Here is a 15126-nt window from a genome sequence, read left to right on the forward strand (position 1 = left end):
GCTCAGGCACTGCGCAGGGCTTGACTCGAGCCGCTCATCGACTTCGCGCCGCGGCCGATCGCCAGGGTGCCGGACTGCACGATCTCGCGGATCCCGAACGGCTCGAGGACGGACAGCAGCGCCGAGAGCTTCTCGGGGGTGCCCGTGGCCTCGATGATCAGCGAGTCGATCGCCACGTCCACGACGGAGGCGCGGAACAGGTCCGCGGCCTGCGTCACCTGAAGGCGTGTGGCGGCGTCGGCCCGCACCTTGATGAGGACGTGGTCGCGCTGCACCGACTGCTCGGTGGTCAGTTCGACGATCTTGAGCACGTTGATGAGCTTGTTCAGCTGCTTGGTGACCTGCTCGAGGAGGTCACCCTCGGCCTCGACCACGACCGTGATGCGGGACATGCCCGGGATCTCGGTGGGGCCCACGGCGAGCGAGTTGATGTTGAACGCACGCCGCGCGAAGAGGCTGGCCACGCGGGTCAGCACGCCGGGTACGTCCTCGACGAGCACGGAGAGTGTGTGTCGTGCCATGGTCAGTCCTCCTGCTCCCAGGTCGGGGTCATGTTCCGGGCGATCTGGATGAGGTCGTTGCTGACACCCGAGGGCACCATCGGCCACACCATGGAGTCCCGGCTCACCACGAAGTCGATGACCACGGGGCGGTCGTTGATCGCCAGCGCCTGCTGGATGGTCGCGTCGATGTCCTCGTCGCGCTCGCAGCGCAGGCCCACGCAGCCGTAGGCGTCGGCGAGCTTCACGAAGTCCGGGACGCGGACGGTGTCGTGCCCCGTGTTGAGGTCGGTGTTCGAGTAGCGGCCCTCGTAGAACAGGGTCTGCCATTGCCGCACCATGCCGAGCGAGGAGTTGTTGATGACAGCGACCTTGATGGGGATGTTGTTGATGACGCAGGTCGCGAGTTCCTGGTTGGTCATCTGGAAGCAGCCGTCGCCGTCGATCGCCCACACGACGCGGTCCGGGTTGCCCACCTTGGCGCCCATCGCGGCGGGGACCGAGTAGCCCATGGTGCCGAGTCCGCCGGAGTTCAGCCACGCGTGCGGGCGCTCGTACTGGATGAACTGGGCGGCCCACATCTGGTGCTGTCCGACGCCGGAGACGAAGACGCCCTCGGGGCCGGTCAGCTCGCCGATGCGCTTGATGACCTGCTGCGGTGCCGACAGGCCGTCGTCGGGCTGGGTGAAGCCCACCGGGTAGGTCTCGCGCAGGTGGTCGATGGTCTTCCACCAGGCGGAGATGTCGGGGCGCTCCTGCGCCTCGAAGGTGTCGTGGACCGCCGCGGTCAGCTCGGGGATGATCTCCTTCACGGAGCCGACGATGGGGACGTCCGCGGTGCGGTTCTTGGAGATCTCGGCGGGGTCGATGTCCGCGTGGATGACCTTCGCGTTGGGCGCGAAGCTGGACAGCACGCCGGTGACGCGGTCGTCGAAGCGGGCGCCGAGCGTGATGAGGAGGTCCGCCTGCTGCAGCGCCGTGACGGCGGAGACGGACCCGTGCATGCCGGGCATGCCCACGTGCTGCCGGTGCGAGTCCGGGAAGACGCCGCGGGCCATCAGGGTGGTCACCACGGGGGCGCCGACGAGTTCCGCGAGCTCCTTCAGCTCCGCGGACGCATGCCCCTTCACCACGCCGCCGCCCACGTAGAAGACGGGACGCTGGGAGGCACCGATGAGGCGGGCGGCCTCGCGGACCTGCTTGGCGTGCCCGCGGACCACGGGCCGGTAGCCGGGGATGTCGACCCTGGGCGGCCAGGAGAACGTCATGGTGGACTGCTGGGCGTCCTTGGCGACGTCCACCAGCACGGGCCCCGGGCGCCCCGTGGTGGCGATGTGGAAGGCCTCGGCGAGGACGCGCGGGATGTCCTGCGCATCGGTGACCAGGTAGGAGTGCTTGGTGATGGGCATGGTGATGCCGACGATGTCCGCCTCCTGGAAGGCGTCCGAGCCGATGAACGCGCTGGACACCTGGCCGGTGATCGCGACCATGGGCACCGAGTCCATGTGGGCGTCGGCGATGGCCGTCACGAGGTTGGTGGCCCCGGGGCCGGACGTCGCGATGCAGACGCCGGGCCGGCCGGTCACCATCGCGTAGCCCTGGGCCGCGTGGCCGGCGCCCTGCTCGTGCCGCACGAGGATGTGGCGGAGCCGGGTGGACGCGAGGAGCGGGTCGTAGGTGGGGAGGATCGCCCCGCCGGGGAGCCCGAAGACGTCGTCGACGCCGAGTTCCTCGAGGGACCGCACGATCGCCGCGGATCCGAGCATCCGGACGGGCGCGACGACGTTGTTGGGGCCCCGGACGGCACTCGCCGGGACGGCGGGAACGGTCTCGGGGGCTGGTGCTGCCGGAGGTGCTGGCCTTGCTGCCAACAGCGCCGGGCTGATGGGCGATCCCTTGGACATCTGACAACTTCCTTTGGAACGTTCGCTGCACTGCTGCAGATGGAACTGCGGATTTCCCGCGCCGCTTTCCTGCCGACAGGTCATGTCAACAAAAAAACCCCTCAGCCTTGTCGGGCTCTGCGAGGGGTTGCGCGTGACTGCAGTCGTCTACCGGACGGGCTTCAGGCCACGCGCTGTATAAGGACGACGACTACGGGTTCGGGCTGCATACCTGTAGTTTCCACGCCCCCGCGAAAGAGTGTCAACCGACCCCCGCCCCATCTCACATCGTGGACACCTCGTCCAGTGAGTGGACATTAACCCGATCGGGCCGAGCCGGGACGGGAGGGTTCCCGTCCCGGCTCGTGAGGATCCCTAGCCCGTGTACGCACCCTGGGACGCGGAGTGCACGAGCTTCGCGTATTTCGCCAGCACGCCCTTGGTGTAGCGGGCGGGCAGCGGCTCCCAGCCGACCTTCCGCTGCTCGAGCTCGGCCTCGTCGACGAGGAGGTCGAAGCTCTTCGCCGCGATGTCGACGCGGATCCGGTCGCCGTCGCGCACGAAGGCGATGGGACCGCCGTCGACCGCCTCCGGTGCCACGTGCCCGATGCACAGGCCCGTGGTGCCTCCGGAGAAGCGGCCGTCGGTGAGCAGGAGGACGTCCCTGCCGAGGCCCGCACCCTTGATGGCGCCGGTGATGGCGAGCATCTCGCGCATGCCGGGGCCGCCCTTGGGTCCCTCGTAGCGGATGACGACGACGTCCCCGGCCTGGATCGCTCCCGCATCGAGGGCGTCGAGGGCGCCCTGCTCGCGCTCGAACACGCGGGCGGTGCCCTCGAAGACGTCGGCGTCGAAGCCGGCGCTCTTCACGACGGCGCCCTCGGGAGCGAGGGAGCCGTGCAGGATGGTGATGCCGCCGGTCCTGTGCATGGGGTTGTCGAGCGCGCGGAGGATCTTGCCGTCGAGGTCCGGCGGGTCGATCTCCGCGAGGTTCTCCGCGAGGGTCTTGCCGGTCACCGTCAGGCAGTCGCCGTGCAGCAGGCCGGCGTCGAGCAGCGCCTTCATGATGACCGGCACGCCGCCCACCTTGTCGACGTCGAACATGACGTAGCGGCCGAAGGGCTTCAGGTCGCCGAGGTGCGGGATGCGGTCGCCGATGCGGGTGAAGTCGTCGAGCGTGAGCTCCACCTCCGCCTCACGGGCGATGGCCAGCAGGTGGAGGACGGCGTTGGTCGAGCCGCCGAAGGCCATGGTGACCGCGATGGCGTTCTCGAACGCCTTCTTCGTCATGATGTCGCGGGCCGTGATGCCGAGGCGCAGGAGGTTGACGACGGCCTCCCCGGACTTCCGGGCGTACATGTCGCGGCGGCGGTCGGCCGAGGGCGGCGCTGCCGAGCCGGGGAGCGACATGCCGAGGGCCTCCCCGATGCAGGCCATGGTGTTCGCCGTGTACATGCCGCCGCAGGCACCCTCACCGGGGCAGACGGCGCGTTCGATGCTGTCCAGGTCCTTCAGGCTCATCTTCCCGGCGGCGCAGGCGCCCACGGCCTCGAAGGCGTCGATGAGCGTGACCTCCTTCTCGGTGCCGTCCTCGAGCTTCGCGAAGCCCGGCATGATGGTGCCGGCGTAGAGGAACACGGAGGCGAGATCGAGCCGGGCGGCTGCCATGAGCATGCCCGGCAGGGACTTGTCGCAGCCGGCGAGGAGCACGGAGCCGTCGATGCGTTCCGCCTGCATCACGGTCTCCACCGAATCCGCGATCACCTCACGGGAGACGAGCGAGAAGTGCATGCCCTCGTGGCCCATCGAGATGCCGTCCGACACGGAGATCGTGCCGAACTGCATGGGGAACCCTCCCGCGTCGCTCACGCCCTCCTTGGCTCCCTCCGCCAGGCGGTTGAGGGACAGGTTGCAGGGGGTGATCTCGTTCCAGGAACTGGCCACACCGACCTGCGGCTTGGCGAAGTCGTCGTCACCCATACCCACGGCACGCAGCATCCCGCGGGACGGCGCCGCATGGATGCCGTCCGTGACGACGCGGCTTCTCGGCTTGATGTCCGGCGTTGTTCCCGACGTTTTTCCAGGCGTTGTTTCCACGGTCATGCGAGAAGTCTAGGCCCGGGTAACAGGACGGTTTCACCATGTGACCCGCCTGTTACAGGTCGTCCAGGCACCCTGCACGTGTCGTTCCCGCATCATGGCCGTCCTCGTGCGCGGGGTACGCCCTCCGGTACAGTGTGGGTCTCACGGGCGATTCCTCCGGCCCGCCGGCTGCGGAGCGCGGAAGGAAACCCCGGGCACCGGTCCGACAGCCTCCTACCGCAACGGCGTGATATGACTCCCGAAGAGCCGCACGACTCCAGCAGGCCGCTCGACGGCGGGCAGGGGCTGAAGAACGCCCTGCGCCGCGTCTTCGACGCCCAGATCCCCAACTACGGCGACTACAACCTCGTGTTCGCGGCCGGTCGGGCCCGCGGTGCCGTGCCGGCCGCGGCCTACGTGGTCGGCTACCGCTGGAAGCCCGCGGAACTGATGATCGCACCGGTGGACCTCGTGGCGATCACCGGCGCCGGGGTGCCGGTGGAGGTCAACATGACCAACCTCGCCCACGCGCTGCAGTGGGACGAGGACGACAGCTTCGAGGTGGGTACGAGCACCGGACGGGTCTTCCGGTTCACAGTCCTCGAGCAGCCCGTCCTCGACATCGGCCCGGGGACGCCGCTGCGCCTCGCCCAGGACGAGGACGCCGCCGACTTCACATCCTTCATGGACGCCTTCATCGCCATGTCCTGAGGCCCCGACGCCGGCGGCGGCGAGCGCCGGCAGCGACGAGCGCCGGCAGCGACGAGTGCCGGCAGCGACGAGTGCCCGCGGCAACGAGCGACGGCTCCGACGGACGTCGGGGCTTCCCGCCCCGCCCCGGCGGGCGGCTACGCCCAGGGGCCGCGCCGCACGAGGTTGACGGGTTCCTCACCGCGGCCCAACCGCTCGATCTGGCGCCGGAGCAGGGCGAGGATCCGCGGCGGGAACGCGCCCGTGTTGCCACCCACGTGCGGGGTGATGAGGACGCCCGGAGCCCGCCACAGCGGATGGTCGGCGGGGAGCGGCTCGGGATCCACCACGTCGAGCGCCGCCTTCAGCCGTCCGGCCGTGACCTCGCGCGTCAGCGCCTCGGTGTCCACGACGGCGCCGCGGGCCACGTTCACCACGAGGGCACCGTCCGGCAGGGCGGCGAGCACCTCGCGGCCGATGAGCCCCCGCGTAGCGTCGGTGAGGGGTGTGATCACCACGACGACGTCGTGGTGCGGGGCGAGCTCCACCAGTTCGTCGCTGCCGTGCACGTGCCCCTGCTCGTCGTCGCGCGCGGCGCTGCCCACCCGCGTCACGTCCGCCTCGAAGGTGACGAGGCGCTTGCGGATCTCCTCCCCGATCCCGCCGACGCCCACGAGCAGCACGCGCCGGTCCGCGAGGCCCGGGTAGCGGGCGCTGTGCCAGCGGCCCTCGGCCTGCTGGCGGACGGCGTCGTCGATCCCCCGCAGGGAGGCGAGGGCGAGTCCGACGGCGAGTTCGGCGGTCGCCGCGGCGTGGACGCCGGCGGCCGTGGCGATGGCGACGTCCGGTCCCACGAGGTCCGCGACGCCGTCGTAGCCCGTGGACTGGGTCTGGACGAGCCGGAGGTTCGGGGCGGCGTCCAGCGCCCCGTCGAGGTGGGCGCGGCCCGTGTAGGGCAGGACGGCGGCGTCGAGCGTGGCCGGGTCGAAGCCCTCGGGCGGGGTCTCGAAGTCCCAGAGCACCACGTCGACGGCCGGGGAGGCGCCGGCGAGCGCATCGCGCAGGTCGGCGGAGGGGACGCTCAGGGTACGGACCGGGGTGTCGGAGGGGGTGGGGTTCGTCATGGCGCCAGCCTAGAGGCACCCGTGACCCGGCGCCCGCCCGGCGGTCCCGCTCCCCCGGCGGACAGGAGGGGTGGACACCCCCCGGTCCCCGCCCTAGGGTCGGACCATGTCAGCCGCCCGACGGCGACCCGCCCGCCTTCTGGCCCGGGCCCTTCCTCCGGCAGCAGCGATCCTGCTGGCCGTGATCGGCTGCTCGACGCCGGCCGGCGAACCGGACCCCCGGTACGCCGGCGGGTCCGCGACCCCCGGCGGGACCGCGCCCACGGACCGGCCGCCGGCCGCGCTTCCCGGCCTCACCCGCGGTGAGGACGCCGCCACGGGGCTCGGTGTCCCCTGGTCCGTGGTGGTGCTGGGCGACGGCTCCCTGCTCGTGTCCGAGCGGGAGACGGGCGAGATCAGGCGCGTGAAGGGCGCAGACACAGGTGTCGTCGGCAGGATCCCCGACGCGGCGGACGCATCGGGCGAGGGAGGCCTGCTCGGACTGGCCGTCGCCGCCACGGGGACCGAGGAGCCCGACGCCGTCTACGCCTACTACACCTCGGCCACTGACAACCGCGTGGTGCGGATGGCGTGGGCCGGCGGACGGCTCGGCGCGCCGGAGGCGGTGCTCACCGGCATCCCGAAGGCGGAGACGCACAACGGCGGGCGGATCGCCGTCGGGCCCGACGGCCACCTCTACGTCGGCACGGGCGATGCCGCCGTCCGCGACCGCGCACAGGACCCGGCGAGTCTCGGCGGGAAGATCCTGAGGATCACGGCCGACGGCGGGATCCCCGAGGACAACCCGGTGCCCGGCTCGCCCGTGTACAGCCTCGGGCACCGCAACGTGCAGGGCCTCGCCTGGGACTCCGCCGGGCGGCTCTGGGCCTCCGAGTTCGGCCCGGAGGTCGACGACGAACTGAATCTCGTGACGCCCGGCGGGAACTACGGCTGGCCGGAGGTCACCGGGGCGCCCGGCGATCCCCGGTACATCGACGCCCAGGTGGTGTGGCCGTCCACGGCGGCCTCCTCACCGAGCGGCATGGCGATCGTGGACGACGTCGCCTATATCGGCGGCCTGCGGGGTGAGCGGCTCTGGCAGGTCCCGCTCGGTGGCGGCACGGCGGGGGAACCGGCCAGTCACTTCGACGGGGAGTTCGGGCGTCTGCGCGACGTCGCGGCGGCCGCGGACGGCTCCCTGCTCGTGGCCACCAACGAGTCCGGTGGTGCCAGGATCCTCACGATCCGGAGGGACGGGCACGGGTGAAGGACCGGTGGCGGGACCGGGTGGAGTCGCCGGTTTCATGTTTCGGCAGAACTGCTGGTAGAGTTTCATGCTGTTGCGGATGACCCGCCCGGGTGAAATCGGGAGGCGAAACGCCACGCACCTCTAGCTCAATTGGCAGAGCAATTGACTCTTAATCAATGGGTTCCGGGTTCAAGTCCCGGGGGGTGCACACAACATAGCGGTCCCACTAGGCACAACGCCTGGTGGGACCGCTTTTTTGTTGCCTCCGGATCGACTCACTCTAAGTTAAGTCGAAGTTTTATAGTGATCCGTTCGTTCACGAGGGCATAGAAAAGGCGGTCCCGGATCCCCGGAACCGCCCTCTCCCCCAGCCGTTTAGCTCGGGCCGCACCACCCGGCCAGATCGGCTGCCATGGCTTTCGCCCCCTCCTTGGTGACCTCCCCCACCTCGACCAACAGGCGATGCCCATCCTCGGGCGTCCATGCCGGGTGGAGGTTGTATTCGTCCCGCTCGATGCTGGTCCCCCACCACACGTTCGGGTTCCCATCGTCCTGGCTGTAGCCCTCCGGATGCGGGGCTGTCGTGCTCACCATTGGCGTGCTCGTCACTGAGACCATTCCTTTCACGTACTGCTGTCCCCCCATGGGTACTGCTTCCCGGCATCGCCGATAGTCATGGGTTATGTTTGCTCTTCTGGGGTGTGCTGGTGGAGACGATCTCGAAGGCTTCCCCTATCCCCAAGTCGAACGTCTCACAGAGGGCTGCTATGAACGCTCCGGAAGGTGTCGCGCCGCGGTCCACGCGGCGCAAGGTTGACCGGTCCACGCCCATCAGCCTGGCTTGGTGCTCCTCACTGGGGATGTTGCGGATTTCGCGGAGGCGCTGGAGTAGCCCGGGTTTGATCCTGAGCTCCGCCATGACTGCCTCCACTGTCGCATTCTTGGAACGCTGTGGTGCAAGTATGCACCGCTCCTTCGGTGGCGAGCAACGGCCCCCACGCCTAGTGGGAATTGTTGCCCGAGGCTCTCGTGTGACTGGTGGGGTTCCTGTTGCCTAGTGATGCAGAAGTCCCTCACGACGAGGTGAGTAACCGGCCGTTGCGGGAGTACCTGCAGCGCGTCACGGACGGCGATAGCTGGCGTGCCATTGCAGCCAGATCCGGGTTGGGACACTCGACACTGACCAGGCAGATGGCAGGCGAGGTGAAGGCCTTGACCATCGTGGCGATCTGCCGGGCCTACGACGCACCGGTGGTGCCGGCGTTCCTCGCGGCAGGGTTCCTGCAGCAGGGCGACATCGAATCGATGGACACCCAGGCTTCGCTGGCCGGCGCTACGGACAAGGAACTGGTCGGTGAGATCCTCCGACGCCTCCGTAAAGGATCCGCGGGCCCGGACCTCACCGAGCCCGTGGACGGCGAACTGATCTGACCGTGCCACTGGCGCCTACCTTCGCTAGTTCTCCGCACCCCTAGATACAGGGCGATTTCCTGAGGCTACGGGCACTCGGTGACCTAATCGAGTGCGTCTCCCAATCGTTAGACCCTGCTTCCTACCATCCGTAGAGTCACTTCCGGATGCACCGTAATGCTTGCCCCTGAGCTCGTTAGGTGCCCGTCTCTCCTTCGGGCTTGATGCGGTCGAGTGCCCAGAGGATGGGCGCCCATGCGAGGTAGGTGAGGGGTTTGAGGAGTTGGATCTCCTCCCATAAGCGGATCACGACGAGCCCCCCAGCTTCTGCCTCAGCCTTTCGACCGCAATATCAGAAGGAACATTGAGGGGCCCGCGTTGCACTAGGTCGCACCAGTCATGAGCCCAAGCTCGAACCCCGGCGTCGGAGTAGTTGATGCCGGCGCCCATCTTCTGCCACTCGTCGTCACCAATCTTCTCGAAGGCCTTCGTCTCTCCGCTGTGGCTCATGGCCAGGATCAGGTGCCCCGTGTTGGCTTGGTGTAGGTCCACTGATTCGGTGCGGATCATACGTAGTCCCCTAGGTCGCGGGTGTAGCAGACAAAGCCGATCTCTCGGTTGTCAGCGGGGATCGGTTTCGGCGCGGTCCAGCCCTGCGCTACGAGGAGGGCTGCTGCCCTGGCAGTGGGTGGGACGTGCTCGCCCTCATCGGGGAAGCCGGTGACGTCGATGAACTTCGGGGCCCCGCTAGACATCGGCGAACCGGCCGTGGGGGTTGGCGTCGATCAGTGCCTTCATCGCTGCCGAGGCGGCCGCCCTGATCTCGTCCGCCGGGGCATATTCAAGGATTTCCCACGCCGCGAGCTCTTCCTGAACTGCTGACACACCGTCGTCTGTGCTGACCCAAGCAAGCTTGGCTCGCAGCTCTTCGATCTCGTTGGCTGCTTCGCTCATCACCCCGTCGTAGTCGGACTCGGGGCCGTACAGGCGGAGCCGGGTCACGATGTCCGCCCCGTGGTAGGTGGCCTCCTGCTTGGCGCTCATGGCCGCCTCATCCGGGCGAGTGCGCGGGTCAGGTCGAGGGATGTGCGGCGCAGCTGGCCCGTCTCAGGTGAGCCGTAGGAGTGGTCGGACGCCTTGGGTTTCCCGTCGCCCCAACTCCGCTCCTTCAACTCCCGGTCGAGTCGGCCGATCGCGGCATCACTATCGAGGATGAACTGGACCGCCTTCGCACGGGCTTCGGTGATCTCTTTCCGGTTCATGCTGCCTTCTCTCGGAGTGGGTCGACGGTGTCGGCGGCTTCGAGGACCGCCCGGGCTTCCGACTGGAACAGCTTCCAGTCCAGGGGTGTCCCCATGGCTTCGGCTAGGGCGCGTGCCGCCACGTGGACGCGGGGATCCTTCGCGGGGCGGGGGCTCATGCGAGGGCCTCCGTGATGGCCTTGACGGTCGCGCACCGCTGCGTGGCATCCGTGGTGTGGCTGTGACTCTCACCGCAGGCCTCGGTCAAATAGTCCCCATGTACGCAGCACTCCTCGCACCCGATGCCCGTGATGCTGTTGTGGCAGCCCGCATAGTCCTGGCAATCGATGTAGTCGTAGTCCTCGGGATGGGTGCCGTCGGGGCATTCGCACTCGTCGTAGATGCTCACCTTTCGGTGCTCTGCCAGCACGGCCTCGAGGGCGGATACCAGCTTCGGGACATCCGTGCGGGCATGAGCGATGAACTCAGCGTCCTCGTCAGTGACGTTGTAGCTGAGAACGTAGTCGTTGTTTGCCTCGCCAAAAGGGTCAACCCCGCCGCCTACAAAGACGCTGCTCGGCTTGAAGTCTAGGAAGTCGGCGCTGACCGATCCTGGCTCGACTTCCCACGGCCCTTCGGTGGCAGCGTCAGCGCGGGCCCGAATCACGTCTAGGGCCGATGTGCTGGTAGTGTTTTCCATGCCGCTTCTCCTTCAACGTTGAGCGGTAGAAACCCGACTAGCTCTCGCCGGCTGTCGGGTTTCGCTTTGTCCGGGGTGATTCCCCTGTGAATAGATCATCCCATACTGAATGGATGGCGTCACTAGCTCAGGCCGGGAATCTTCGAGATCCTACTCGGCGGCGCGGAACTGCTCGAGCGCCCCGCGGCTGTCGGGCGCGACGTGGTTCGCCTCGATGTAGTGCTTCCGGGTGACAGCGTCGGATGAGTGTCCGAGCTGCTGCGATGCGACTAGGGACCCGGACTCGCGCTCGATCAGCGTGGCGACGGCCTTGCGGAACGCTCGTGGTTCGACGTGCTCCCACTTCTCGCCCCGCACCTCACGCCACATGCGCCGGAAGTTCGACGGCTCCCACGGCCCACCATCACGGGCGGGGAACACCAGGTCGGAGGTGCCGGCCAGCTTCCGCCGGCGGAGCATGGACACGGCGAAGTCGGGCAGGGCGAGGGTCCGGACCCCGGACTCGGTCTTCGGGTACGGCTGACGGTGCAGCCCACTGACGCTGTCCCGCTTCACGGTCCCGGTGACGCTGAGGGTGCCGTTGCGGAGGTCGACGTCGGCGAAGCGGATCCCAAGGAGCTCGCCCGGCCGCAGCCCGGTGGCGACGAACAGGTCCACGACGTCAAGCATCACCGCCCGGGAGGCTCGCTGGGCGGCCCACGCGGCGACGTCGCGGCGCAACTCCCCCACCTCCGCCACCGACAGGGCGGTGACCTTCTTCCGCTCCACACGGGCAAGCTTCGTGTCCGTCACCGGGTTCGCCGGCACGGCGTCGTACCGGGAGGCGAGGCCGAACATCATGGACAGGACGACGCGGCAGGACTTCCCCACACTGGGGCCCTTCTTCGCGGCGTCGCGGAGGAACGTGTCGAGGCGTGCCGTGGTCGCTTCACGGATCTGCAGATTCCCCAGCTGCTTGAGGATGTGCCGGTCGAGGATGTGCCGGTACGTGTCCTTCGTGCCCTGGGACTGGTCGAGGGTCGTGAACCACGCTTCGGCGAGGACGGACACGCGTGTTTCGGGGAGGATCTCGGCGCCCCCGATGAGCCGGCGCTGCGACACCTTGTCCTTCAACGCCTGGACGGCGGAGGCCTTGGCTGGGCCTTGCGCGGTGACGTACCGGCCGACGCCGTCGAGGTCGCGGAACCAGCAGCGGGCCACGTACTTCGGCTTCTCGCCGACGACGGTGATCTTCCCGTACTCGCCGACCGGGAGCCTGGGCCTACCTCGCATCACGCCGTCCTTCCTAGTCGGTCCACCTCTTCCTCAATGACTCTTCGCTCCGCGGCGGTGAGGATCCCGATGCGGGTGTTCAGCATGTCGAGGTCTACCTCGAGCCAGGCGGCGAGGTGCCGGTCGTCGCAGGTTTCACGGACGCCGGCGATGAGGTCGTCGGTGCTGATGAGCCTCATGGCTGCGGCTCGTTCGACGGTGAGTTCCTGCTTGGCGTGGAACCAGGCGTCGCAGCAGGCGGTGTCTCCGCGTTCGGCGTGCACGAGCTCGTGGACGAGGGTGGCCCTCGTGGTGGGAGGGTCGAGCCTCGGGTCGATGTAGATAGTGTGCGTCTGTTTGTCGTAGAGACCGTTCAATGCTCCCGGGAGGAGCATGTATTCGATGTCAGGTAGAGCTTTCCCCATGTTCCTGCTTGTTCCCCTTGCCGTTTCGCGCTGCAGACCGTTCGACAAGGCTAGAGACGTCGTCTGACACTGTGGGTCGCAGCTGGGTGACGGTGGCCCCCTGGTTGCGGAGGTGCTCTTCGGCTTGCTCGAGGACGCCGGCGACTGAGATGCGCAGGGCGGAGCAAATGAGGTTCATCTGCTCGAGGTCCATGGCCCGCTCGCCTTTCAGGAGGCGCGAGACAGTGGGCTGAGAGAGCCCGGTTGCGCGGACCAGCTCTGCCTGGCTGATGTCCTTGTATGCCATTTGGGCGCGGATGACAGCTGCGACTCTCTTGGTGAGGTCGCTGGGTTCCATGTTCTTTCCGAGTGCCATGGCATGAAGCTATCAGATTCTGAATGGTTTATCCATACTCGACATACCTAGCCGCTCCACTTGGATCAAAGCACTCACTACTTGACTTAATCATTCTATTCAGACTAGCTTCGGTGTCATGGGTATCACACACCATCAGGAAATGCCCGAAGTGGACCCCGGACCCACTCCCTACGAACTGATCAAGGAGGTGTTCGCCGAAGCAGGCCGGCAAGATCTCAAACCCGCAGGGCTCAGTGCTCTCACCGGGTGGGATGTGCAGAAGATCGCCCGGATTCGGCGGTGCGAGTACATCCCGAAGCTGGACGAATACATGGACCTTTGCCGGGCAGTTGGTCGGTCTCCACGCCAGATCGAAGACCTGGCCCGCTTCCACAGCATCTGCGTCTAAACGAAATTGGCCGTCTCCCACTGGCAGGTGGGGGACGGCCCTAGAAACCCTCTCTCAAGGAGTTCACCATCATGTTAGCTGATCCCCTCGAAGCCGCCTGCAAGCGGCTCGACGCCACCGCACCTAGGCCAGCGATGCCGGTCGCGGTCACTCTCGAAACCCTCAACCTCACCAGCGAAGGCCTCACCGCCGAGATCCGCGAAGTCATCACATCGGGCGACAACCACATCGAAGTCGTCTCGACGGACGGCGACCTACTCCTCACCCTCACCGACAAGGACTGCGAGGACTTCATCAACGCGCTCACCAACGTGTGGCGGGCCCGGGCAGCAACCGCCCTCGACAACCTCAAGGAGACATCATGAGCGCCAAGGACAACCTGGACCTGACCATCACCGCCACAACCACCGAGGACATTCAGATTCCCATCTCGATCAAGGTCGAGTTCCCCAAGGGGTACGGCTTCTACGCCGTGAAGGTCATTCAGCAGCTGGGGCAGAACCCCGATGACTTGTACCGCGAGATGATCAACAAGCAGGACGCGGCGACGCTCGCCGTGCTTGCCCAGGGCAAATCGTGATCCCGGACAGCGTGTACCTGCTCCTCCTCGTCATGCTGATCCTCGCCGCACCCTTCGCGAGCCACCTCGACCGCCACCTCGAAGACAACCCCGACACGGACGCCGAGGCGCCGGACGACTACGACGCCCGCGCCGACGAATGGCGCGAAGACCAGGCCATCGAACGTCAGAGGCACCCCGCATAATCGGAGCACCGCTCCCCCATGCCCACGAGCATTCCAAATAGGATGATCCATTCAGGAGAACCGCACCATGACCACCACACCATTCGCCCAGGCCGTGCAGCCCATCCCCCGGGACCGCTGGCAGCGGCCCCTCGTCACCCCCGCCGACGGCGGGAAACCCATCCCCTACACCCGCTGCACCACCATGGCGAAGTGCATCGATGACACCACCAACCTCACCAACTGGAAGCTCCGCCTCGCAGCCCTCGGCCTCCTCGCCCGGCCCGACCTGCAGATGGCCGTCGCCGCCGTCGAGGATCCCGAAGCGCCCGAGGGCAAGAAGGCACTCAACGCCACCCTGCAGGAAGCCCTCGAGGCCGCCGGCGTCTCCGCGAAAGCGACCCTCGGCACGGCCATCCACAAGCTCACCGAGACCATCGACCGGGGCGAGGAACCCCGCAACGTACCCCTCGCCTACATCCCCGACCTCGCCGCGTACCGGGAAGCGACCGCCGACCTCGAGGTCCTCACGATCGAGGAGTTCGTGGTGCAGGACGAGCTCCACGTCGGCGGGACCCTGGACCGTCGCGTCCGCTACCAGGGCCGCGACTACATCGCGGACGTGAAGACCGGCAACATCGACCTCGCCGCCCTCACCATCGCCGCGCAGCTCGCCACCTACGCCCGCAGCGTCCGCTACGACCACACCACCAACACCCGCGAACCCCTCAACGTCGACCTCGAGCGGGCCCTGATCATCCACCTGCCTGCCGGAACGGGGACGTGCCGGCTGGTGTGGGTGGACATCGCCAAGGGGTGGGACGCCATGAAGACGGCGAAGGCCGTGCACTCACTGCGGTCCACGAAGAACCTCACCTGGCCGCTCGTGGACCAGACCCCCGCCCCGGACCACACCGCCGAAGAGGAGCACGCCGTCACCGTCGGTGCGGCCCTCGTCAACGCGATCACCGTCGCCGCCACCGCCGACGAGCTCACCAAGTTGTGGCAGGACAACCAGACCATCTGGGACGCCCTGCACACCGAGGCCGCGAAGGCACGCAAGCAGCAGCTCGCAGCCTGACCTCACCACTCACCGAGAAAC

Annotated in this window: 22 protein-coding genes and 1 tRNA gene; 9 read left to right on the forward strand and 14 right to left on the reverse strand. The window is 67.6% G+C overall.

The features are described 5' to 3' along the window. Window positions 1–2: 2 nt before the first annotated feature. The 3 genes from ilvN to ilvD form a co-directional block, all read right to left on the reverse strand. Window positions 3–521 (reverse strand): acetolactate synthase small subunit, encoded by a 519-nt coding sequence (gene ilvN / locus QFZ50_RS08790; protein ID WP_307083451.1) that lies wholly within the window; start codon window positions 519–521, stop codon window positions 3–5. A 2-nt stretch (window positions 522–523) separates the two neighbouring features. Beyond that, complete coding sequence (locus QFZ50_RS08795) at window positions 524–2404, reverse strand: acetolactate synthase large subunit (protein ID WP_307083452.1); 1881 nt, start codon at window positions 2402–2404, stop codon at window positions 524–526. A 354-nt stretch (window positions 2405–2758) separates the two neighbouring features. Beyond that, the gene (ilvD, locus tag QFZ50_RS08800) at window positions 2759–4486 is read right to left on the reverse strand and encodes a dihydroxy-acid dehydratase (RefSeq protein ID WP_307083454.1); all 1728 of its coding nucleotides are present in this window, start codon (window positions 4484–4486) and stop codon (window positions 2759–2761) included. 231 nt (window positions 4487–4717) lie between these two features. On the opposite strand from ilvD, the gene QFZ50_RS08805 reads away from it, so the two are divergent. Next, on the forward strand, window positions 4718–5176 hold the full coding sequence (locus tag QFZ50_RS08805; protein ID WP_307083455.1) for a hypothetical protein: 459 nt from the start codon (window positions 4718–4720) through the stop codon (window positions 5174–5176). A 137-nt stretch (window positions 5177–5313) separates the two neighbouring features. On the opposite strand, the gene QFZ50_RS08810 is transcribed toward QFZ50_RS08805, so the two are convergent. After that, window positions 5314–6279: a 2-hydroxyacid dehydrogenase gene (locus tag QFZ50_RS08810; protein WP_307083456.1), complete on the reverse strand. Its 966-nt coding sequence runs from the start codon at window positions 6277–6279 to the stop codon at window positions 5314–5316. 106 nt (window positions 6280–6385) lie between these two features. On the opposite strand from QFZ50_RS08810, the gene QFZ50_RS08815 reads away from it, so the two are divergent. Together QFZ50_RS08815 and QFZ50_RS08820 are read left to right on the forward strand one after the other, a co-directional pair. Then, complete coding sequence (locus QFZ50_RS08815; protein WP_307083458.1) at window positions 6386–7525, forward strand: PQQ-dependent sugar dehydrogenase; 1140 nt, start codon at window positions 6386–6388, stop codon at window positions 7523–7525. Between the two features lie 117 nt (window positions 7526–7642). Continuing rightward, window positions 7643–7715 (forward strand) — tRNA-Lys (locus QFZ50_RS08820). Between the two features lie 167 nt (window positions 7716–7882). On the opposite strand, the gene QFZ50_RS08825 is transcribed toward QFZ50_RS08820, so the two are convergent. Both QFZ50_RS08825 and QFZ50_RS08830 read right to left on the reverse strand, forming a co-directional pair. After that, a complete protein-coding gene (locus tag QFZ50_RS08825; protein ID WP_307083460.1) occupies window positions 7883–8116 on the reverse strand; it encodes a hypothetical protein in 234 nt (77 codons plus the stop codon). A gap of 64 nt (window positions 8117–8180) precedes the next feature. Then, window positions 8181–8438 carry a helix-turn-helix domain-containing protein gene (locus tag QFZ50_RS08830; protein WP_307083462.1) on the reverse strand — a complete coding sequence of 86 codons (258 nt, stop codon included), beginning with the start codon at window positions 8436–8438 and terminating at the stop codon, window positions 8181–8183. A 272-nt stretch (window positions 8439–8710) separates the two neighbouring features. On the opposite strand from QFZ50_RS08830, the gene QFZ50_RS08835 reads away from it, so the two are divergent. After that, on the forward strand, window positions 8711–8938 hold the full coding sequence (locus QFZ50_RS08835) for a hypothetical protein (protein ID WP_307083464.1): 228 nt from the start codon (window positions 8711–8713) through the stop codon (window positions 8936–8938). Between the two features lie 285 nt (window positions 8939–9223). On the opposite strand, the gene QFZ50_RS08840 is transcribed toward QFZ50_RS08835, so the two are convergent. The 8 genes from QFZ50_RS08840 to QFZ50_RS08875 form a co-directional block, all read right to left on the reverse strand. Continuing rightward, window positions 9224–9487 carry a hypothetical protein gene (locus QFZ50_RS08840; protein ID WP_307083465.1) on the reverse strand — a complete coding sequence of 88 codons (264 nt, stop codon included), beginning with the start codon at window positions 9485–9487 and terminating at the stop codon, window positions 9224–9226. A 177-nt stretch (window positions 9488–9664) separates the two neighbouring features. After that, window positions 9665–9961: a hypothetical protein gene (locus QFZ50_RS08845; protein ID WP_307083467.1), complete on the reverse strand. Its 297-nt coding sequence runs from the start codon at window positions 9959–9961 to the stop codon at window positions 9665–9667. Next, the gene (locus tag QFZ50_RS08850; protein WP_307083468.1) at window positions 9958–10179 is read right to left on the reverse strand and encodes a hypothetical protein; all 222 of its coding nucleotides are present in this window, start codon (window positions 10177–10179) and stop codon (window positions 9958–9960) included. The genes QFZ50_RS08845 and QFZ50_RS08850 overlap by 4 nt, the downstream gene beginning before the upstream one ends. Further along, window positions 10176–10337: a hypothetical protein gene (locus tag QFZ50_RS08855; protein WP_307083470.1), complete on the reverse strand. Its 162-nt coding sequence runs from the start codon at window positions 10335–10337 to the stop codon at window positions 10176–10178. The genes QFZ50_RS08850 and QFZ50_RS08855 overlap by 4 nt, the downstream gene beginning before the upstream one ends. After that, window positions 10334–10858 (reverse strand): hypothetical protein, encoded by a 525-nt coding sequence (locus tag QFZ50_RS08860; protein WP_307083471.1) that lies wholly within the window; start codon window positions 10856–10858, stop codon window positions 10334–10336. Before QFZ50_RS08860 ends, QFZ50_RS08855 begins: the two co-directional genes overlap by 4 nt. A gap of 150 nt (window positions 10859–11008) precedes the next feature. Then, window positions 11009–12130 (reverse strand): site-specific integrase, encoded by a 1122-nt coding sequence (locus tag QFZ50_RS08865; RefSeq protein ID WP_307083472.1) that lies wholly within the window; start codon window positions 12128–12130, stop codon window positions 11009–11011. After that, entirely contained in the window at window positions 12130–12504 is a 375-nt protein-coding gene (locus QFZ50_RS08870) for an ImmA/IrrE family metallo-endopeptidase (RefSeq protein WP_307083474.1), read from the reverse strand. The genes QFZ50_RS08865 and QFZ50_RS08870 overlap by 1 nt, the downstream gene beginning before the upstream one ends. Window positions 12505–12514: 10 nt before the next feature. Then, window positions 12515–12889: a helix-turn-helix domain-containing protein gene (locus tag QFZ50_RS08875; protein WP_307083475.1), complete on the reverse strand. Its 375-nt coding sequence runs from the start codon at window positions 12887–12889 to the stop codon at window positions 12515–12517. A 118-nt stretch (window positions 12890–13007) separates the two neighbouring features. Here QFZ50_RS08875 and QFZ50_RS08880 point away from each other — a divergent pair, with 118 nt between their 5' ends. The 5 genes from QFZ50_RS08880 (at window position 13008) to QFZ50_RS08900 (ending at window position 15105) form a co-directional block, all read left to right on the forward strand. Next, on the forward strand, window positions 13008–13280 hold the full coding sequence (locus QFZ50_RS08880) for a hypothetical protein (RefSeq protein WP_307083477.1): 273 nt from the start codon (window positions 13008–13010) through the stop codon (window positions 13278–13280). 71 nt (window positions 13281–13351) lie between these two features. Beyond that, window positions 13352–13645 (forward strand): hypothetical protein, encoded by a 294-nt coding sequence (locus QFZ50_RS08885; protein ID WP_307083478.1) that lies wholly within the window; start codon window positions 13352–13354, stop codon window positions 13643–13645. Beyond that, a complete protein-coding gene (locus tag QFZ50_RS08890) occupies window positions 13642–13860 on the forward strand; it encodes a hypothetical protein (RefSeq protein WP_307083479.1) in 219 nt (72 codons plus the stop codon). The genes QFZ50_RS08885 and QFZ50_RS08890 overlap by 4 nt, the downstream gene beginning before the upstream one ends. Beyond that, complete coding sequence (locus QFZ50_RS08895) at window positions 13857–14045, forward strand: hypothetical protein (RefSeq protein ID WP_307083480.1); 189 nt, start codon at window positions 13857–13859, stop codon at window positions 14043–14045. Before QFZ50_RS08890 ends, QFZ50_RS08895 begins: the two co-directional genes overlap by 4 nt. Before the next feature lie 67 nt (window positions 14046–14112). Next, window positions 14113–15105 (forward strand): hypothetical protein, encoded by a 993-nt coding sequence (locus tag QFZ50_RS08900; RefSeq protein WP_307083481.1) that lies wholly within the window; start codon window positions 14113–14115, stop codon window positions 15103–15105. Window positions 15106–15126: the final 21 nt, after the last annotated feature.

The sequence above is a fragment of the Arthrobacter agilis genome (assembly GCF_030816075.1).
GTDB classification, from domain to species: domain Bacteria; phylum Actinomycetota; class Actinomycetes; order Actinomycetales; family Micrococcaceae; genus Arthrobacter_D; species Arthrobacter_D agilis_E.